This window comes from Pseudomonas antarctica (genome assembly GCF_900624995.1).
GTDB lineage: Bacteria > Pseudomonadota > Gammaproteobacteria > Pseudomonadales > Pseudomonadaceae > Aquipseudomonas > Aquipseudomonas antarctica.
This window is the reverse complement of the sequence record NZ_UYXQ01000092.1, coordinates 1-16,263: the sequence shown is the minus strand read 5'-3', so window position 1 is coordinate 16,263 and position 16,263 is coordinate 1. Positions and strand designations below refer to the sequence as shown.

Genomic DNA, 16,263 nt, shown 5'->3' with positions numbered 1-16,263 from the left:
AGTTAACCCCAAGGACCCAACCACTGCGCCAATACCGACTGCCAAGTAGGCGGGACCAAGCCGGCAATATCACTTGAACGGCTTTCAACCCGGCGTTGATGTTCTTGTTGATCCGAACAGATCACCTGAATATCCAGCCACTCAACGCCTGCCGCCGTCGCCACGGCCTTCCACGCTGCCCGGCTTTCCCTGACCGGGTTCACACAATCAGCAATGACCCTGTGCCCCAGGCGCACATTACTCAACGCCAGCGCATTCGCCACGCCATAACCGCTGGCACCCACATCACCGGCCAACACGTCGGCATCCCGAAGCGCCTGCTCAATCACATCGATACGCAGGTACACCGCACCGATCTGGCGCGCCAGTTCGGTGGCAATCGTGGTTTTGCCGGTGCCGGGCAGGCCGCTGAACACAATAAGCATCATCAATCCTTTGCAAGGGGAACCCGGCCAGTCTAGCCGCGCTTACTTCAAATAGCAGGCACTGATCCAGTCTGCCGGGTGGGCTGCCAGTTGCGTCGCCACAGGCAGGTAACGTTTGTCCAGCTGCGCGGCCAGCCAGAACAGCGTCGCGCTGCTGTTGGGTTGCCAGGTGCCGCTGTACCCGGCTTCACCAACCCCGGCACGGTCTTTGTCGAATTGCACGTGGGTGTGCACAAACTCCTCGTGGCGGCGTTGCCCAGTGGCATAGGGCACCAGCCAATCGAGCGCGCCCGCCAGGGACGCGCCCTTCACGCTGATGTTCAGCCAGTCGCCGCCGACGCCATAGGGTTTGGCCGCCATTGCGGCTTGCACCAGAGGCTCGAGGTCGTAGACCACGTAATGCAGGGCGTCGCGGTCTTGGAAGTCGGTCACCACGCCATCCGGCAGCACGTTGTCGGCGATCTGCTGCTTGAATAGCTGGTGGGCGTGTTCAAGCATCGTGCGGTCGCCCAGTGCGGCGGCGGCCACGCTGACCAGCTTGACGCGATGACTCTGCCAGTTATTGGTCTGGGTGCCTTTTTTCTGTCCATGGAATTGCTCGATGTGCGCGATGTAACCGTTGCCCAAGTTGCTGATCAAGCGGCGGCTGGCGGCGCGGGTTTCCAGGCGCAGGTGATCGGCGGTCAGCGCATAGGCATTGATCAGCATGTCGAGGTTGGTTTCATCAATCGGGTTGAAGTCCGGCTGGTACACGTCGGCCCACGCGGCCAGGTAGTCGTCGACTTGCTTGAGGTACCGCGGGTCACCGTTCAACCGCCACGCCAGCGCCGCTTGGCGCATCACTGGCCAGTCTTTTTCGGCGGCACTACTTTGCTCACGGATGCCGTGGTGGGGCAGGGTGCCTTCAGTGTGCAGATGGGGCAGCGGGTTCGGATGGTCGGCCAGGTGCCGTTGGGCGGCGGCCAGCAGCGCCTTCGACATCGGGTTCGACGTGGCCGGCTGGCACAGGCTGGGATTTTGCGCGGACGCCATGGCCGCGTGGGAAAACGCGAGCAGCAGTGCGGTTAAAGCGAAGAAGGTTTGTTTCATGGCGGGCTCTGCCGGATCAGCACGCACACACGCTAACATGCGCCTGAATCGGCTTGGATGAAACCCCCGTATGCTGAGCCTCGAACCGTGAAGATGCATGCCTATGGCGACGATTTGATCATCCACGAACGCGCGCCGATCATGCAAGGCACGGCGTATCTGTTCTAAAACTTTACGGTAAAGGTCGTACCGTTAATGGCGCAGGAGCTTACCGCTACGTCGCCGCCATGCACTCTGGCTAACTCGCGCACGATGTACAGGCCCAAGCCCACGCTGCGCACACCGCTGCCTTGGTCGGTGCCACGGGTCATGGGCTCGAACAGGCTGGCCAGCAGCGTTTGCGCAATTACCGCGCCGTGGTTGTGCACCGCGACTTCGCAGCTCGTATCGCCTAGCCGTGAGGTGATGGTGATCGGCTGGAGCGGTTCGCCATACGCCACGCTGTTGGCCACCAGGTTACCGATGATCTGCTGCACACGGTCGGCATCCAGGCAGGCATCGCCATGGCCTTGGGCTTGATGTTCCAACGTGGCCTTGGGGAAGGCCAGCCGCAGTTCATCTACCGCGCGCGCAATCACGGCATGCAAGTCCAGCGGTGCGGCCTTGATGGTGATGCCGTGGCCAACCCGGGCTTGGGTGAAGTCGAGCAAGTCGGCGATCATCCGATGGGCGCGCTCGGACGACTGGGCGATATGGCCCAACAACTGATGCTCCTTGGTCGTGCGCTCGCCACGCTTGAGAAAGTCGGACGCCATACGGATGGCCGTCAGGGGGTTCTTCAAATCGTGACTGACGATCGCCACCATCTGCTCGGCAAACAACGCGCGTCGCTGGGCAATGGCATAGGCCTCGCTCAATTGCGCCTGGGCCTGCTGCAGCGCGATTTCGGTGGCGGTTTTTTCCTGCAACAGCGCTTCGGCCAGGTTGCGCGCGTTGAGCAACTCGCGTTCGTACTTGTCGCGGTCGGTGGTGCCGAACAGCGCGAGGTCGTAGACCACAGCGTCGGCCTGTTCGCGCTTGTTGCCATTAAGCAGTACGGTCACTTTGTGCCCGTCGTGGTGCAGCATATCTAGCTTCACTTCGGTGACACTGCCGCGCAGGCGCAACATCGGCGCCAGGTGGGTCTGGTGGAAAATCCGCCCGCCCATGGTCAGCAAATCCTGAAAGCGCCGCCCGCACAGCTCGGCGCTGCTCAAGCCCAGCCATTCGCTGAACCGCGCGTTGGCTTGCAGGATCGTGCCGTCTTCAGCGGTGACGGCCAGGGCACAGGCGGCGTTGTCGAACAGGTCAACCGACATCAGTAATCGCCCACGGCGCCAGGAAGCGTTGCATCGCGGCTGCGCAGGCTTGCGGCGCGCTCATGTGCGGGCAATGACCAACATTGTCCACCAGGCAATACGTGCTGTTGGGCAGTACGCGGTGCAGGTATTCACCCACCGCCAGGGGCGCGATCAGGTCGTCGCTCGATTGCAGGATCAACACCGGGGCGGTCAGGCCGATCACGTCCTGGCGGTTGTCCGACAAAAAGGTCACGCGCGCAAACTGTTTGGCGATGTCGGGTTCGGTGCGGCAGAAACTCTCGCGCAGTTCGTCGCTCAAGGCCGGTTGCCCAGGCGCACCCATGATCACCGGGGCCATGGCGCTGGACCAGCCGAGGTAGTTGCTGTCGAGGGTGTCGAGCAGGTCGTCGATGTCGCTGCGCTTGAAACCGCCCGTGTAATCGACGTCATCAATGTAGCGCGGCGACGGGCCGATCATCACATGGGCGGCGATGCGCCCGGGGGCCTGGCGGTCGGCGAGGGTGCCGATCATCGCGCTGACCGAGTGGCCGACTAGGATCACCGGGCCTACGGCAAAGGCTTCGATAATCTCGTTCAGGTCCTGGGCATAGCCATCCAGCGTGCCGTACTTGGCTTTGTCGAATGCACTGAGGTCCGACAGGCCCGCCCCGACCAGGTCGTACATCACCACGCGGAAGCGGTCGACAAAGGCCGGGGCCAGGTAATTCCACATCGCCTGGTTGCAGCCGAACCCATGGGAGAACACCAGGGTCGCCATCCCGTTGCCCATCACACTGACGTTGTTGCGGTGCTTTAGGTTCATGCAATTCTCGTGTATGGCTTTTTGCTATGCGGGCTGCGAGCAGTTTAGATAGTCGCAGGCGTGGGGTCACGCGTTATACGTCGATAAGGTAAAGTCGGCGCCTTCAGGAACAAGCGTCAGGTACCAACATGCTGCGGGGGTTGCATCCATTTGTATTGAGTCTGCTGGTATTGATGGTTGCCGGCCTTTTTATCACCGCTCGGGCCAGCACTTCACCGATTGGCGTCGCCCTCGACCAGCGGGTTATCGACCTCACCGACACCCTTGATACCCAAACCATTACCCGTCTGAAAAAACAACTCGACGGCCTTGAACAGCGCAAAGGCTCACAGGTGGCTGTGTTGCTGGTGCCTACTACCGGCGACGCGAGCATCGAGGACTACGCTAACCAAGTGTTGCGCGCCTGGAAACTGGGGCGCAAGGACGCTAACGACGGCATCCTGCTGGTGATGGCTAAGGACGACCGCAAAGTGCGCATCGAGGTGGGCTACGGTCTGGAAGGCATCGTCACCGACTTGTTGGCCCATCGCATTATCGAAGAGCACATCACCCCGGCGTTTCGTCAGGGTGACTATGCGGGCGGTGTTCAACAGGCGGTCAATGACTTGACCGTGCTGGTGGACGGCGCCGACCTGCCCGAGGTGGCGGGCCCTGGTATCCACCCCCAGGCGATAGCCGTGTTGCTGGCATTTATCCTGGGCGGCATTGGCGGCGTGCTGATAGCTGCCGGCAAACTGCCTTGGCGCCGCGCATTGATTGCCGTCGTGGTGGTCACGCTGCTGCTGGCGTTTTATGGCGGCGGCCGGGACTGGCCGATGTACATGCTGCTATTGCCGCTGACCCAGCTGATCGGCGGCGCGACCTTCGGTGCGCTATGGCTTGCGCGTACAGTGTTTTACGGCGTGATCGGCTTGTTGCTCTACATCGGCGGGCTGCTGGTGGTAGATCGAAACGTCGACGTCAGCTTCGTCCATTGGCTGGCATTGCCGCTGGGGGCACTGGTCGTGCTGGGGGCGTACCTGGTGCTGTGGGTGGTCATGCGAGACGCCTGGAAAACCAGCCGGCTAGGTTTTGCCGTGCGGCTATTGGCGGCGGGGGCGGTGTACGTGGCGGCAGGGCTGGTCGCCGACGCGGGCCGTGAAGGCTGGTTGCTGGCGTTTGCGATCGCCTCGTTTGTGGCGTTGTTCATCTTTGGCAAGACCGCCGGAGGGGCGGGCTCAAGTTCGAGCGGTGGCTCCTGCGGCTCAAGTTCCAGCAGCTCCAGCTCCAGTAGCAGTTCGTCCGGCGGTGGTGGGTCCAGTGGCGGCGGCGGGGCGTCGGGCAGTTGGTAACCCTGCTAGCGCGGTTTATAGCCAACCCAACCTTTGAAACTGAACCCGGCATAGGGCTCCTGCGGATTTGGCGAGGGCTAAACCCTACTGCGGGCAATCGGCAGTGGTAAATACGGTCACGTGCATTCGTGGTAAAACGTTGAGCCTTGCAACTCAGAGTACGGATGCTCGATGCCTGCCTCCAAAATCCCAAACATGATTATGCGTGACGCCATTGCTGAGGACGCCGTGTGCATTGGCGTGCTGGGCATGCAGGTCTTCCTTGATACCTATGCCACCGAAGGCATTCGCAGCTCAATCGCCAATGAGGCACTGCACGCCTTCGCGCCGCAGACCATTAGTCAACTGATCACGCAGCCGGGTGTCTCGCTGCTGGTCGCGCAAGTAAATGGCCATCTTGTTGGCTTCGCCCAGATCAAGCTCAACGCCAGCCATTCGATGATCGACGCCGCTGACGCTGCCGAACTCCAGCGTCTCTATATTCAGGAGCGATTCACCGGCTTGGGGCTTGGCTGTCAGCTGCTGCAAGCGGCGGAGCAACACGCGGCGCGGGGCGGCGCCGGGTTATTGTGGGCCACCGTGTGGGTGGGCAATGAGCGGGCGCTGGGTTTCTACCCTCGGCGCGGGTATGAGGTGCTGGGTTCACCGACCTATACCTTCCAGGGAGAAACCCATGGCAATCGTCTGTTTGGTAAACCCTTGGTGCTCAGCACCTGAGGGCTTACGCCAAGACGATGTAGTCATTCTGTTGGATGATCGGCCGGTGCGGGCCTTGCACCAGGTGCACATAACGACCGTCCACCAGATCGATGGGCAGGCAGTCATCGATGTCCATCACGCCGTCGGTGTGCGCTTGGGACCAGTGGCGCAGCATCTGCTGTTTGCCTTTGCTCATCGCTTGCTTTTTATCGCGCGCGACCACCAGCAAATAATGATGGGCCTCGCCAAACACATTGGCTTCATAACCGCCCAGGTTGATGAAATACAGGTGATGCGCATCCGCCTGGGGCGCCATCTGGCTGATCTCGACTTTCCAGCCGTCGACGCCATCGACGGCCATCCACGCGTCGATATGCACGCCCTTGGGGCTGCCGAACCAGCCGTCGCGCAATTGCGGGTAAGCCGCCTCCAGCGTATCCGCCACCGCGAACACCACATCGTGAACTTCAATTCTGGCCCGTGGGTGCTTGCCCCCGAGCATGACGACAAACAGCATTGCAGGTTCTTCCTGGCGACTTGGCAAAGGCTCACCATACTTCGATTGAACCCTTTTGTCCGGTCACTGCCACACTGTTAATCCGCGAACTCATCAGGAGGTTGTCATGCGTACCATCGATCTGGCTGGCGTTCCCGTGCCTGTCATCGGCCAGGGCACCTGGCGCATGGGCGAAAACACTGACCGGCGCAGGGCTGAAGTCGCCGCATTGCAATTGGGCATCGATGAGGGCATGACCCTGATCGATACCGCCGAAATGTATGGCGAAGGCGGTGCCGAAGAAGTGGTCGGTGAAGCCATTCATGGCAGGCGTGACCAGGTGTTCCTGGTCAGTAAAGTCTATCCGCATAACGCCAGCCACAAGGGCGTGCCCCGTGCCTGTGAAGCCAGCCTGCAGCGCCTGGGCACAGACTATATTGATCTGTACCTGTTGCACTGGCGTGGCCAGTACCCGCTTGAAGAAACCGTCGAAGCCTTCGAGCGTCTGCGCGAGGCCGGCAAGATCGGCCGTTGGGGCGTTTCCAATTTTGACGTGGGCGACCTGCAGGAACTCGCATCTGCAGCCTGTGCGACCAACCAGGTGCTCTACAACATCGAAGAACGCGGTATCGAATTCGACCTGCTGCCATGGTGGCAACAGCACCATTTACCGCTGATGGCTTACTGCCCGATCGCCCAGGGCGGTGAGCTGCTGTCCAGTCCTACCCTCAAGCAAATCGCCCGCCGCCATGAAGTCACACCTGCTCAGGTCTCCCTCGCCTGGGTCTTGCGACAAGACGGCGTGATTGCCATCCCCAAGGCCGTGACACCCGAACACGTGCGACTCAATGCCGGTGCTGCGCAACTGGTGCTCGATGAGCACGATCTGGACGCGATCGACCGTGTATTCGGCGCCCCCAAGCGCAAGCACCCGCTGGCGATGGTGTAGTCAATCAGTAGCACGAACGGCGCCGTCCTTGGTCGCCGTTCCTGCATCAGCCGAGGTTAGCCGGCGACTGGGCTACGCCAGTCGTCCGAGCCCGAAGTACCGGCCACTTCGTGGGTCCAGACAATCTTGCGATAGGTGAAATACACATCCTCCAAATGGGTGAAGTGCGCGTTGGCCGGATCCTGGCAATTGGGCATGCGCGATTGAATGTCGACGATGGTCGCGCCTTCCAACTCAGTGGTGAAGTAGTGCTCCTGGGTGCCGGCCGAGGAAGTACGGAACCACTCCAACCGGCAGGACACTTCTTCGCCCGTGGTCAGCGCGCTGAAGAGTAGAGGCGAGGATTTGTCGAAGACCTTGCTGATCATCAGCGGTTTATGCACCCGTTGGCCGGTTGGCTGACCTGATTGCGGATCGCGGGGAATGATCACCTGATGGGCAAACGCTTGCACAAGGATCTGATCCTCATGTCCCTCCTGATAAATGTTGCCGACCGAATCCTGGGTAAATGTGCCTGCCGTGATTAAACCTTGTTTAACACCGGTAACAGAGAGGTACGCGGGTGTTGGCATGACTGGTTTCCTTGTCTGATTGAGTAGGTGTTTCTGAGCGACGAGGACGCGGCTCAGGCAAGTCTCTATAACAAGAAGCGTGCCTGAGATGAGAAGACTCAATGAAACAAGGATGTTGGGGTGGGGTGTTGGGGGGAGGCTTAAAAGTTGCCTTGGGTTTATCGTGTTTTTAGTGTCGATGGTTGCGCGCTTGTGTGCAGTTAGTTGCTCACGCTGTTTATTGAATATGTGCGCGGCTTAGCCGGGTAGAAGTGTTTGTTGTGCTGAGTTAACTGCGCAACCTACTGCGCATGTCCTGATTTTACTGGCTCGTAGGAGATTTCTTAAGTGAAGGTCTGCGGCTTGCTGATTGCTCTTTGGATGGCTAAGGTTCGACTGCTTCCTCGAGTATTGAACGGGAATCAAATAAGGCTCCAGTTTATTTAATTGTAACTGGCTCGCTGCCGTAATCATGAAACAGTTCTCTGTGGCCTAAAATGGTTTATTCAGACACGCTGTACGCTTATTACCTTGAAGTTGCACGGCTGCCTTGTTCGTCAGAGGATTTTGCCGGCTGTGATATTCGGTTTTCGAGCGAGTTTGAAGCCTTGGAGTTCGAGCTTGGCAAGGCGCAATCGATTCATGGTTCAGGCCTGCCGGATTGGCAGATGGTCAGTGAGAACAGCGAGCGCCTGCTGCGCGAGCACTCCAAGGATTTGCGAGTCGCCGTCTGGTTGACCTGGGCGCTGCATCAGCGTGATTCGTTTCCCGGGTTGTTGGCTGGCCTTGGGTTATTGCGTTACCTGTGTGAGCACCACTGGGCGACTGTGTACCCCGCCAAGTCGCGTACCCGCAGTGCCGCGTTTAGCTGGTTGGTGTTGCGGCTGGAACCGCTCTTTGCGCAGAGCCTTTCGCTGACTGACCCGTTGCCATTGTTCCAGGCGCTCCTGGAACATCTCGCAAGCCTGGACGCGTTATGGGGCGAGCGTCTGGGTGACGATGCGCCTTTGTTGTTGCCCATTCGCAGGCAGCTGTCTGAGCGGCTGGCACGTGCCACGCCAAGCCGTATTGATCCTGGCGGACTCGCGGGCGTCATTGCCCAGGTCAAGCAGGTGACAACTCAATTGCGCAAGCCCGAGCAGTCGGTCAATAACGAAAAAGACGCTCACAAACTGCTGCGTGTTTTGCAGGAGCAGGCTCGCCCTTTGTGTGCTTGGTGGCTACGCCAGAGTGCGACTGACCTGCGTGCTTTGCGCCTGAACCGAACCTTGGCATGGCTGACGCTGATCAGTTATCCAGACGCCAACAATGAGCGGGTAACGGCATTGCGGGCGCCGTCGCCCGACAAGCTCAAGCGTTTCAAGGATCGCTTTAACCAGGGGCATTACGCCGATCTTTTGCTCGAACTTGAGGTGAGCCTGGCCAGTGCGTTGTTCTGGTTCGACGGGTTGCGTATGGCCTGGGAGTGCCTTGAAGCCTTGCAGGCGGACTTGGCGATGACCGAGCTGGAAATGAATTTTGCGCTGCTGTTGCAACGCCTGCCGAGCTTGCCTGAGTTCAGGTTTGACGACGGCAGCGGGTTTGCCGACCCCGCGACGGTTGACTGGATCGCGCTGCATGTCCTTCGGCATCTGCATAAAGCCGAGCCCGTAAGCACCACCGCCGATGTTGGCAGTGAGCCTTGGGAAGCCGCTTTGCAGGCGGTGATGTCCAGGCTGCGCAAGGAAGGACTCAGGGCGGCGGTCGGCGAACTCAAGCAGGGGTTGCATGCCGCCTGCGGTGACCGCGCCCGTTTTCACTGGCGACTGGCGCTGGCCAGGTTGTGTATTCGGGCGGGCAAACATGAGCTGGGCAAGATCCAGCTTGAACAGTTGGACCTTGAACTACAACACGCAGGCCTGGAGCGCTGGGAACCCGAGTTGGCTCTTCAAGTCGCCCGGCTCCTGCACCGCTGTTATGACCTTTTGCCGCAAGACCACGCCGTGCGCGAGCGCAAGGAAGTCACCCATCGCAGGTTGTGCCACTTCGATCTGGAAGCGGTACTCGAATAGGCTTTCGAGCCCACTGAAAAAGGAGAAATACCGTGGCCAAAGACGGTTCGGTAGCACCCAAGGAACGTATCAATATCACTTTCAAGCCCGCCACCGGTGGCGCTCAAGAGGAGGTCGAGCTGCCGTTGAAGTTGCTGGTGCTGGGGGATTTCAGCCAGCGTGAAGATTCGCGCAAGCTCGAAGATCGAAAGCCCATTGGCATCGACAAGAACACCCTTGATGAGGTGCTGGCCAAACAGGCGTTGAGCTTGACGCTGAGTGTCCCCAATCGTCTGCAGGCGTGCACTGACGTCGAAGACTTGGCCATCCAGGTTCGGATTAACTCGATGAAGGATTTCAACCCCGCGCACCTGGTTGAGCAGATACCCGAGCTACAAAAACTGATGGCATTGCGTGAAGCGTTGATGGCGCTCAAGGGGCCTTTGGGCAATACACCCAGCTTTCGCAAAGCGATTGAGCAGGCACTGGCCGACGACGAATCGCGTGCGCGAGTACTTGCCGAGCTGGGGCTGAGCCAACCTGGCGCCTTAACACTTCAGTAAAAGGACACTGACACCATGATCACTACCCAGCACAACCCGGAGCTCGCAAGCGTTGCCGACGAGTACAGCATCCTCGACAACATCGTCGCCCAGACATTGCTGAGTGCCGACGACGAGGCATACGGCATTGCCAAGCGAGGCGTGTCAGCGTTCATCGAGGAATTGCTCAAGCCGCAGAACAGTGCAGAACCGGTGAAGAAACGCCTGGTCGACCGGATGATCGCCGAGATCGATACCAAGCTCAGCCAGCAAATGGACGAGATCCTTCACCACCCTGATTTCCAGGCACTGGAGTCGGCCTGGAAGGGCCTGCAGTTACTGGTTGAACGCACCAATTTTCGCGAGAACATCAAGATTGAGCTGCTGAATGTCTCGCGGCAGGATCTGCTGGATGACTTTGAGGACTCTGCTGAAATTACCCAGTCCGGGCTGTACAAGCATATTTACAGCGCCGAATACGGTCAGTTTGGTGGTCAGCCGGTGGGCGCGATCATTGCCAACTATTTTTTCTCACCCAGCGCACCTGACGTGAAGTTGATGCAATACGCGTCCAGCGTGGCCTGTATGGCTCACGCCCCCTTTATAGCCGCTGCCGGGCCAGCCTTCTTCGGACTGGAAAGCTTCACAGGGCTGCCTGATCTCAAGGACCTCAGGGACCATTTCGAAGGCCCTCAGTTTGCCAAATGGCAAAGTTTTCGCCAGAGCGAAGACGCCCGCTATATCGGCCTTACCGTGCCGCGCTTCCTGTTGCGAACACCCTACGACCCCCTTGAATGCCCGGTCAAAACCTTTGCCTACCAGGAGAACGTGGTCAACAGCCACGAGCACTATCTGTGGGGCAATACCGCTTACGCGTTTGCCACGCGCCTGACCGATAGCTTCGCGCGTTTTCGATGGTGCCCGAACATCATCGGTCCGCAAAGTGGCGGGGCGGTAGAAGACCTGCCGTTGCATCATTTCCAGAGCATGGGTGAGATCGAGACCAAAATTCCTACCGAAGTACTGGTTTCTGATCGGCGCGAATACGAGCTGGCGCAAGAGGGGTTTATTGCCCTGACCATGCGTAAAGGCAGTGACAACGCGGCGTTCTTTTCCGCCAGTTCCGTGCAGAAACCCAAGTCCTTTGGCATCAGTGAGGAGGGCAAGGCTGCCGAGTTGAATTACCGACTTGGCACCCAGTTGCCCTACATGATGGTGGTCAACCGTCTGGCTCATTACCTCAAAGTGCTGCAGCGCGAGCAATTGGGTTCATGGAAAGAGCGTACGGATCTGGAGTTGGAGCTCAACAAGTGGATTCGCCAATACGTCGCTGATCAGGAAAACCCCAGTGCCGAGGTCCGTGGACGCCGCCCATTGCGGGCTGCACGCATCGTCGTCAGCGATGTCGACGGAGAGCCAGGCTGGTATCGCGTTAACTTGAGCGTACGCCCGCACTTCAAGTACATGGGGGCAGACTTCACGTTGTCTCTGGTCGGCAAGCTCGATAAAGAATGAGCAGAAGCCAGGGAATGCCTCACAACAATAGCCTTTTCGAACGCCTCGATTTCGATGCGTCAACCCAAGTCTGCAGCAAGACGTCTGTCGCTGCGCATTTGGGGAAAATGCTCAGCACCCGCGCAGGCAGCGTCCAGACACTGCCTGACTACGGCTTGCCTGACCTCAATGACATGCGTCTTAGTCTGCATGAATCCTTGAGCCAGTCACGCCTGCTGATCGAGCGTTTCATCCGGGCTTACGAGCCGCGGTTGGCGAATGTGCGCGTCAGGGTGTTGCCACGTGTGGGTGAGTCTTTGACCCTGGCATTTGCAATCGAAGCAGCGCTGATGGTGGGAGGCGTGATGCAGCCCGTTGTGTTTCATGCGCGACTGGCTGACGCCGGTCGCGTTGAGGTCTGCGTCGATGGGCTTTAATCGCTATTTTCAAAGTGAGCTCAGCGCCTTGCGGCAACTCGGGCAGCGCTTCTCTGCGCGTAATCCTGCGCTGGCACCTTTTCTTGCGCAGACCGGCCAGGATCCGGATGTGGAGCGATTGCTCGAGGGGTTCGCGTTCCTGACGGGGCGCCTGCGCCAGAAGCTGGATGACGAGCTACCTGAGCTGACGCATTCCTTGATGCACTTGCTATGGCCCAATTACATGCGGCCAATGCCTGCCTTCAGCATCCTGCAGTTTGACCCCTTGAAACGTGCCGGTCCCACGGTACGAGTGGCCCGGGATACCGCTGTGGAAAGCGTAGCCATCCAAGGCGAGCGCTGTCGTTTTCGGACTTGCTACACCACTGATGTGATGCCACTGCAACTCAGTGGCCTGGAGTACAGGTCGCAGGGTGAAAGCACATGGCTGGACCTGCGCTTGAACATGAGTGCCGAGGGCAATTTCAGTGAGCTTGCGTTTGACTCCTTGCGCCTGCACATGGCTGGGGACCGCTACATCAGCCAAGGCTTGTACCTCAGCCTGTTGCGTCACCTTGGTGGCATTCATTTGCTGTTGCTGGATCACGCAGGTTCGCCGGTCAACGGGGCTGATGGGCAACCCGCAACCCTGCGTTTGCGCGCCAATCAGGTCCAGCCGGTGGGGTTTTCAGAGGAGCAGGCGTTGATACCTTATCCGCAGAACACGTTCCGTGGTTATCGTCACTTACAGGAATACTTCGCCTTTCCTGACAAGTACCTGTTTGTCGATGTTGAGGGGTTGGCTGCGCTGCACTCGCTTCCCCACGAGCTGCTCAAGCAGGTGCATGGCATGGTGCTGCGCTTCGAGCTGCGCACCCAGACGCACCCACTGCAACGTCCCACGCTGGACAACGTGAAGTTGTATTGCACGCCCATCGTCAACCTGTTCAAACATGATGCCGTGCCCGTTCGCCTGGACGGAAAACTCGACGAGTACCTGTTGGTGCCGGGTGAATATACGCTGGGCAATGCCGGTGTGTTTTCCGTGGACAGCGTCATTGGATGGCGCCCTGGCGGGTTGGGTTATCAGGCATACGTACCGTTTGAATCCTTTGAGCATGACGACGATATCAACCTGTCGACGGCACCTTCCAGCTACGGCATTCGCCAACGCTTGTCATTGCAGCATGGCGGCCTCGATACCTGGATAGCGTTCGGCGCTCGCCGCGCAAAAGGCCATGAAACACTCTCGATCGAACTGACCTGTACCAATAGCAACCTGCCACGGCAGTTGCAAACAGGCGAGATAAATCAGCCCTGCGAACAGGCACCGGAGTCACTGACCTTTCGCAATATCACGGTGCCGACTGCGAGCTTCGCGCCACCGCTTGATCAGGACTTCCTGTGGAAGCTCATCAGCAACATGTCGCTCAACTATGTGTCGCTGACCGACATCAACGCCTTGAAAGTAATCCTCGAAACGTACGATTTGCCGCGCTATCACGATCGGCAGGCACAAAAAGTCAGCCAGACAAGGCTTGGCGCGCTGCGATCGATCAGCCACGAGGCCGTTGACCGTTTGCATCGGGGCCTGCCCATTCGCGGTTTACGCGTTGACCTGACAGTCGATCCGCAAGGGTTTCTCGGTCAGGGCGACATGTTTGTTTTCACTTCTGTCCTCAATGAGTTCTTCGCGCTCTACGCCAGCCTTAATTCGTACCACGAGTTGCGAGTCACCAGCACACAAGGAGACGTGTACCTATGGCCATCCCGGATGGGGCAACAGCCCCTGCTTTGACTCAACTTTGTCGCGTCATCCGTGAGTACACGCTATTCCAGGCGGTCCAGCAGGTGATCGAACGATTGCGCGATGCCCACCCGTTATTGGACGAGGACGCGCTATATGAACAATTGGAATTCCAGGCCAACCCTGGCCTGGGGTTTGCGGGTCATGACATAGATCGTGTGGAGTTTTTTGTGGAACACGACCGACTGCGCGCGCGCCTGCGCCTGAACATTCTGGGGTTATTTGGTGCCGGATCGCCACTTCCGGCGTTTTATGGTGAACAGGCGTTTACCGAGCGATCCGGGGGCAACCCCACCCGCGACTTTCTCGACATGTTCCACCAACGGCTGCACCGATTGATGTTGCCGATCTGGCGTAAATACCGCTATCGGGCGTGTTTCCAGTACGGGGCCAGCGATGTCTTTTCCGAACAGATGTTTGCGCTGATCGGCTTGGGTGGCGCAGCGATCCGCCGGGCCACACAACTGGACTGCAAGCGCCTGTTGCCGTACCTGGGGCTCCTGAGTTTGCGCGCGCATTCGGCCGCGTTGATTGAGACCGTCCTGCGGTATTACTTCAAGCACACCGCGTTGTTCATCGAACAGTGGGTTGAGCGCACGGTGGAGGTGGCGCCTTTGCAACGCAATAACTTGGGCGTCGTCAACAGCGAACTCGGTCAAAACCTGGTGCTGGGGCAGCGTGTGGCCGACCGCAGTGGGAAGTTCAGGGTGCAGATGCTGGCACTGAGTTGGCAGCGTCTTCATGAGTTCCTGCCCACGGGCAGCGGGTACCAACCCTTGTGTTCACTGGTGCGCCTCACCACGCGCGATCCGTTGGAGTACGACCTGCGCCTTGTGCTGGCTGAAGGTGAGATCAAGGCGCTGCACATTGGCGAGCGCAACGTCTGCCGCCTGGGTTGGACCAGTTGGTTGGACCATGAACATGCCGATGGCGTGGTCACACTTGCGGGCAAATTTCATTAGGGACTGATGATCATGATTAATGTGGACCTGCAACAACTGATACGCACGTTGACAGCCCAGGCACGGCGAGACCTGGAACACGCGTCTGAGCGTTGTGTCATGCGCGGTGGCCGTGAAGTGTTGGTGGAAGATCTGCTCCTGGCTTTGCTTGAGCATCCCGACGGGGTGTTGGCCAAGGCATTGGCGGACGCGGAGGTACAGAGGGGCGAACTGCACGCGGTATTACAGCCCCGAAGTGAGCAGAGCGCGACACGCAACCCGGTCTTTGCCCAGGCGCTGGTTCGCTGGTTGCAGCAAGCGCTGATGGTTGCTCACATTGAGCTGGAACAACGCTTTGTGGATCACGGCGCACTGTTGCTGGCGCTGCTGCGGCACCCGCTGGATTACTCCGGCAGTGGCTATTACCCCGTGCTGAGCCGTCTGGATGCTGGCCGTGTGCGTGATTTCCTGGCGAGTCAGGCGTCTGAGTCGCAACGCGTGCCGCCGGACTCGCTGTTGCAGCGCTTCACCCATGATCTCACCGGCCAGGCGCGTGAAGGGTTGATCGATCCGGTGCTATGCCGTGACAGTGAGATCCGACAACTGATTGATATCCTCGTACGGCGACGCAAGAACAACCCGATTCTGGTCGGCGAGGCTGGGGTGGGGAAAACGGCGATTGTCGAAGGGCTGGCCCTGAAAATCGTCGCTGCGCAGGTACCCGAGGCGCTCAAGGATGTTCGCGTACTGACCTTGGATATGGGCCTGCTGCAAGCGGGCGCCAGCCTCAAGGGCGAATTCGAGCGGCGCCTCAAAGGCTTGATCGATGAAGTCAATGCCGCGCCACAGCCGGTGATTCTGTTTATCGACGAAGCCCATACCCTGGTGGGCACCGCAGGCCAGGCTGGAGGTTGCGACGCCGCCAACCTGCTTAAGCCGGCATTGGCGCGAGGCGGGCTGCGTACCATCGCGGCGACTACTTGGTCGGAGTACAAGCAGTACATCGAAAAAGACCCGGCATTGGCGCGGCGTTTTCAGCCGGTGCTGGTCGGCGAGCCGAGCGTGGACGAGGCTGTGTCCATCCTGCGCGGTCTGGTCTCGGTTTATGAGGCGAGCCACGGGGTCTATGTTCGTGACGATGCCGTCGTGGCGGCCGCGCATATGAGCGCTCGTTACCTCGCGGGCCGCCAGTTGCCGGACAAGGCCGTGGATGTGTTGGACACCGCGTGTGCCCGGGTGCGTGCGCGTCAGGCAATGCCGCCTGAGGCATTGCAAAACATCTGTGCGGAGCAGGAAGAGGGCCGTCGACAGCTTCGTGCATTGAGCCGGGACGCCGACAGGGGGTTGCCGGTCGATACGCAGGCTTTGCAGGCGTTGAACCTCCGCTTGG

The 16,263-nt window shown here is 59.3% G+C and carries 15 protein-coding genes and 1 pseudogene; 10 read left to right on the top strand and 6 right to left on the bottom strand.

Annotated features, from left to right (window positions below; genetic code table 11):
• Positions 1-8: 8 nt before the first annotated feature.
• From E0F99_RS24045 to E0F99_RS24030, 4 genes and pseudogenes are all read right to left on the bottom strand, one after another.
• Positions 9-425: pseudogene (locus E0F99_RS24045) on the bottom strand (P-loop nucleotide/nucleoside kinase family protein); the annotation flags it as partial.
• A gap of 42 nt (positions 426-467) precedes the next feature.
• The gene (locus E0F99_RS24040) at positions 468-1,514 is read right to left on the bottom strand and encodes an alginate lyase family protein (protein WP_083358140.1); all 1,047 of its coding nucleotides are present in this window, start codon (positions 1,512-1,514) and stop codon (positions 468-470) included.
• Positions 1,515-1,678: 164 nt separating this feature from the next.
• A complete protein-coding gene (locus E0F99_RS24035) occupies positions 1,679-2,812 on the bottom strand; it encodes a PAS domain-containing sensor histidine kinase (RefSeq protein WP_083358141.1) in 1,134 nt (377 codons plus the stop codon).
• Positions 2,802-3,617, bottom strand: a complete 816-nt coding sequence (locus tag E0F99_RS24030) for an alpha/beta fold hydrolase (RefSeq protein ID WP_083358142.1) — start codon at positions 3,615-3,617, stop codon at positions 2,802-2,804. The genes E0F99_RS24035 and E0F99_RS24030 overlap by 11 nt, the downstream gene beginning before the upstream one ends.
• A gap of 128 nt (positions 3,618-3,745) precedes the next feature.
• On the opposite strand from E0F99_RS24030, the gene E0F99_RS24025 reads away from it, so the two are divergent.
• Positions 3,746-4,948 carry a TPM domain-containing protein gene (locus E0F99_RS24025; protein WP_083358143.1) on the top strand — a complete coding sequence of 401 codons (1,203 nt, stop codon included), beginning with the start codon at positions 3,746-3,748 and terminating at the stop codon, positions 4,946-4,948.
• A gap of 171 nt (positions 4,949-5,119) precedes the next feature.
• Complete coding sequence (locus tag E0F99_RS24020) at positions 5,120-5,665, top strand: GNAT family N-acetyltransferase (RefSeq protein WP_162276188.1); 546 nt, start codon at positions 5,120-5,122, stop codon at positions 5,663-5,665.
• Between the two features lie 4 nt (positions 5,666-5,669).
• Here E0F99_RS24020 and E0F99_RS24015 read toward each other — a convergent pair whose 3' ends face one another.
• Positions 5,670-6,164, bottom strand: coding sequence for a DUF1543 domain-containing protein (locus E0F99_RS24015; protein ID WP_083358144.1), 495 nt, complete (start codon positions 6,162-6,164; stop codon positions 5,670-5,672).
• Between the two features lie 106 nt (positions 6,165-6,270).
• Here E0F99_RS24015 and E0F99_RS24010 point away from each other — a divergent pair, with 106 nt between their 5' ends.
• Entirely contained in the window at positions 6,271-7,092 is an 822-nt protein-coding gene (locus E0F99_RS24010; protein WP_083358145.1) for an aldo/keto reductase, read from the top strand.
• 56 nt (positions 7,093-7,148) lie between these two features.
• Here E0F99_RS24010 and E0F99_RS24005 read toward each other — a convergent pair whose 3' ends face one another.
• Positions 7,149-7,664 carry an Hcp family type VI secretion system effector gene (locus E0F99_RS24005; RefSeq protein ID WP_083358146.1) on the bottom strand — a complete coding sequence of 172 codons (516 nt, stop codon included), beginning with the start codon at positions 7,662-7,664 and terminating at the stop codon, positions 7,149-7,151.
• A 476-nt stretch (positions 7,665-8,140) separates the two neighbouring features.
• On the opposite strand from E0F99_RS24005, the gene tssA reads away from it, so the two are divergent.
• From tssA to E0F99_RS23970, 7 genes are all read left to right on the top strand, one after another.
• Positions 8,141-9,694, top strand: a complete 1,554-nt coding sequence (tssA, locus tag E0F99_RS24000) for a type VI secretion system protein TssA (protein WP_083358147.1) — start codon at positions 8,141-8,143, stop codon at positions 9,692-9,694.
• Between the two features lie 32 nt (positions 9,695-9,726).
• Positions 9,727-10,236, top strand: coding sequence for a type VI secretion system contractile sheath small subunit (tssB, locus tag E0F99_RS23995; protein ID WP_083358148.1), 510 nt, complete (start codon positions 9,727-9,729; stop codon positions 10,234-10,236).
• 15 nt (positions 10,237-10,251) lie between these two features.
• Positions 10,252-11,730: a type VI secretion system contractile sheath large subunit gene (gene tssC / locus E0F99_RS23990; RefSeq protein WP_130908959.1), complete on the top strand. Its 1,479-nt coding sequence runs from the start codon at positions 10,252-10,254 to the stop codon at positions 11,728-11,730.
• Positions 11,731-11,744: 14 nt separating this feature from the next.
• Positions 11,745-12,146, top strand: a complete 402-nt coding sequence (gene tssE / locus E0F99_RS23985; protein WP_083358149.1) for a type VI secretion system baseplate subunit TssE — start codon at positions 11,745-11,747, stop codon at positions 12,144-12,146.
• On the top strand, positions 12,136-13,923 hold the full coding sequence (gene tssF / locus E0F99_RS23980; protein WP_083358150.1) for a type VI secretion system baseplate subunit TssF: 1,788 nt from the start codon (positions 12,136-12,138) through the stop codon (positions 13,921-13,923). Before tssE ends, tssF begins: the two co-directional genes overlap by 11 nt.
• Positions 13,887-14,894, top strand: coding sequence for a type VI secretion system baseplate subunit TssG (gene tssG / locus E0F99_RS23975; protein ID WP_083358151.1), 1,008 nt, complete (start codon positions 13,887-13,889; stop codon positions 14,892-14,894). The genes tssF and tssG overlap by 37 nt, the downstream gene beginning before the upstream one ends.
• Positions 14,895-14,906: 12 nt before the next feature.
• A partial coding sequence (locus E0F99_RS23970) for a Clp protease N-terminal domain-containing protein (RefSeq protein WP_130908958.1) occupies positions 14,907-16,263 on the top strand: 1,357 nt, incomplete at its 3' end.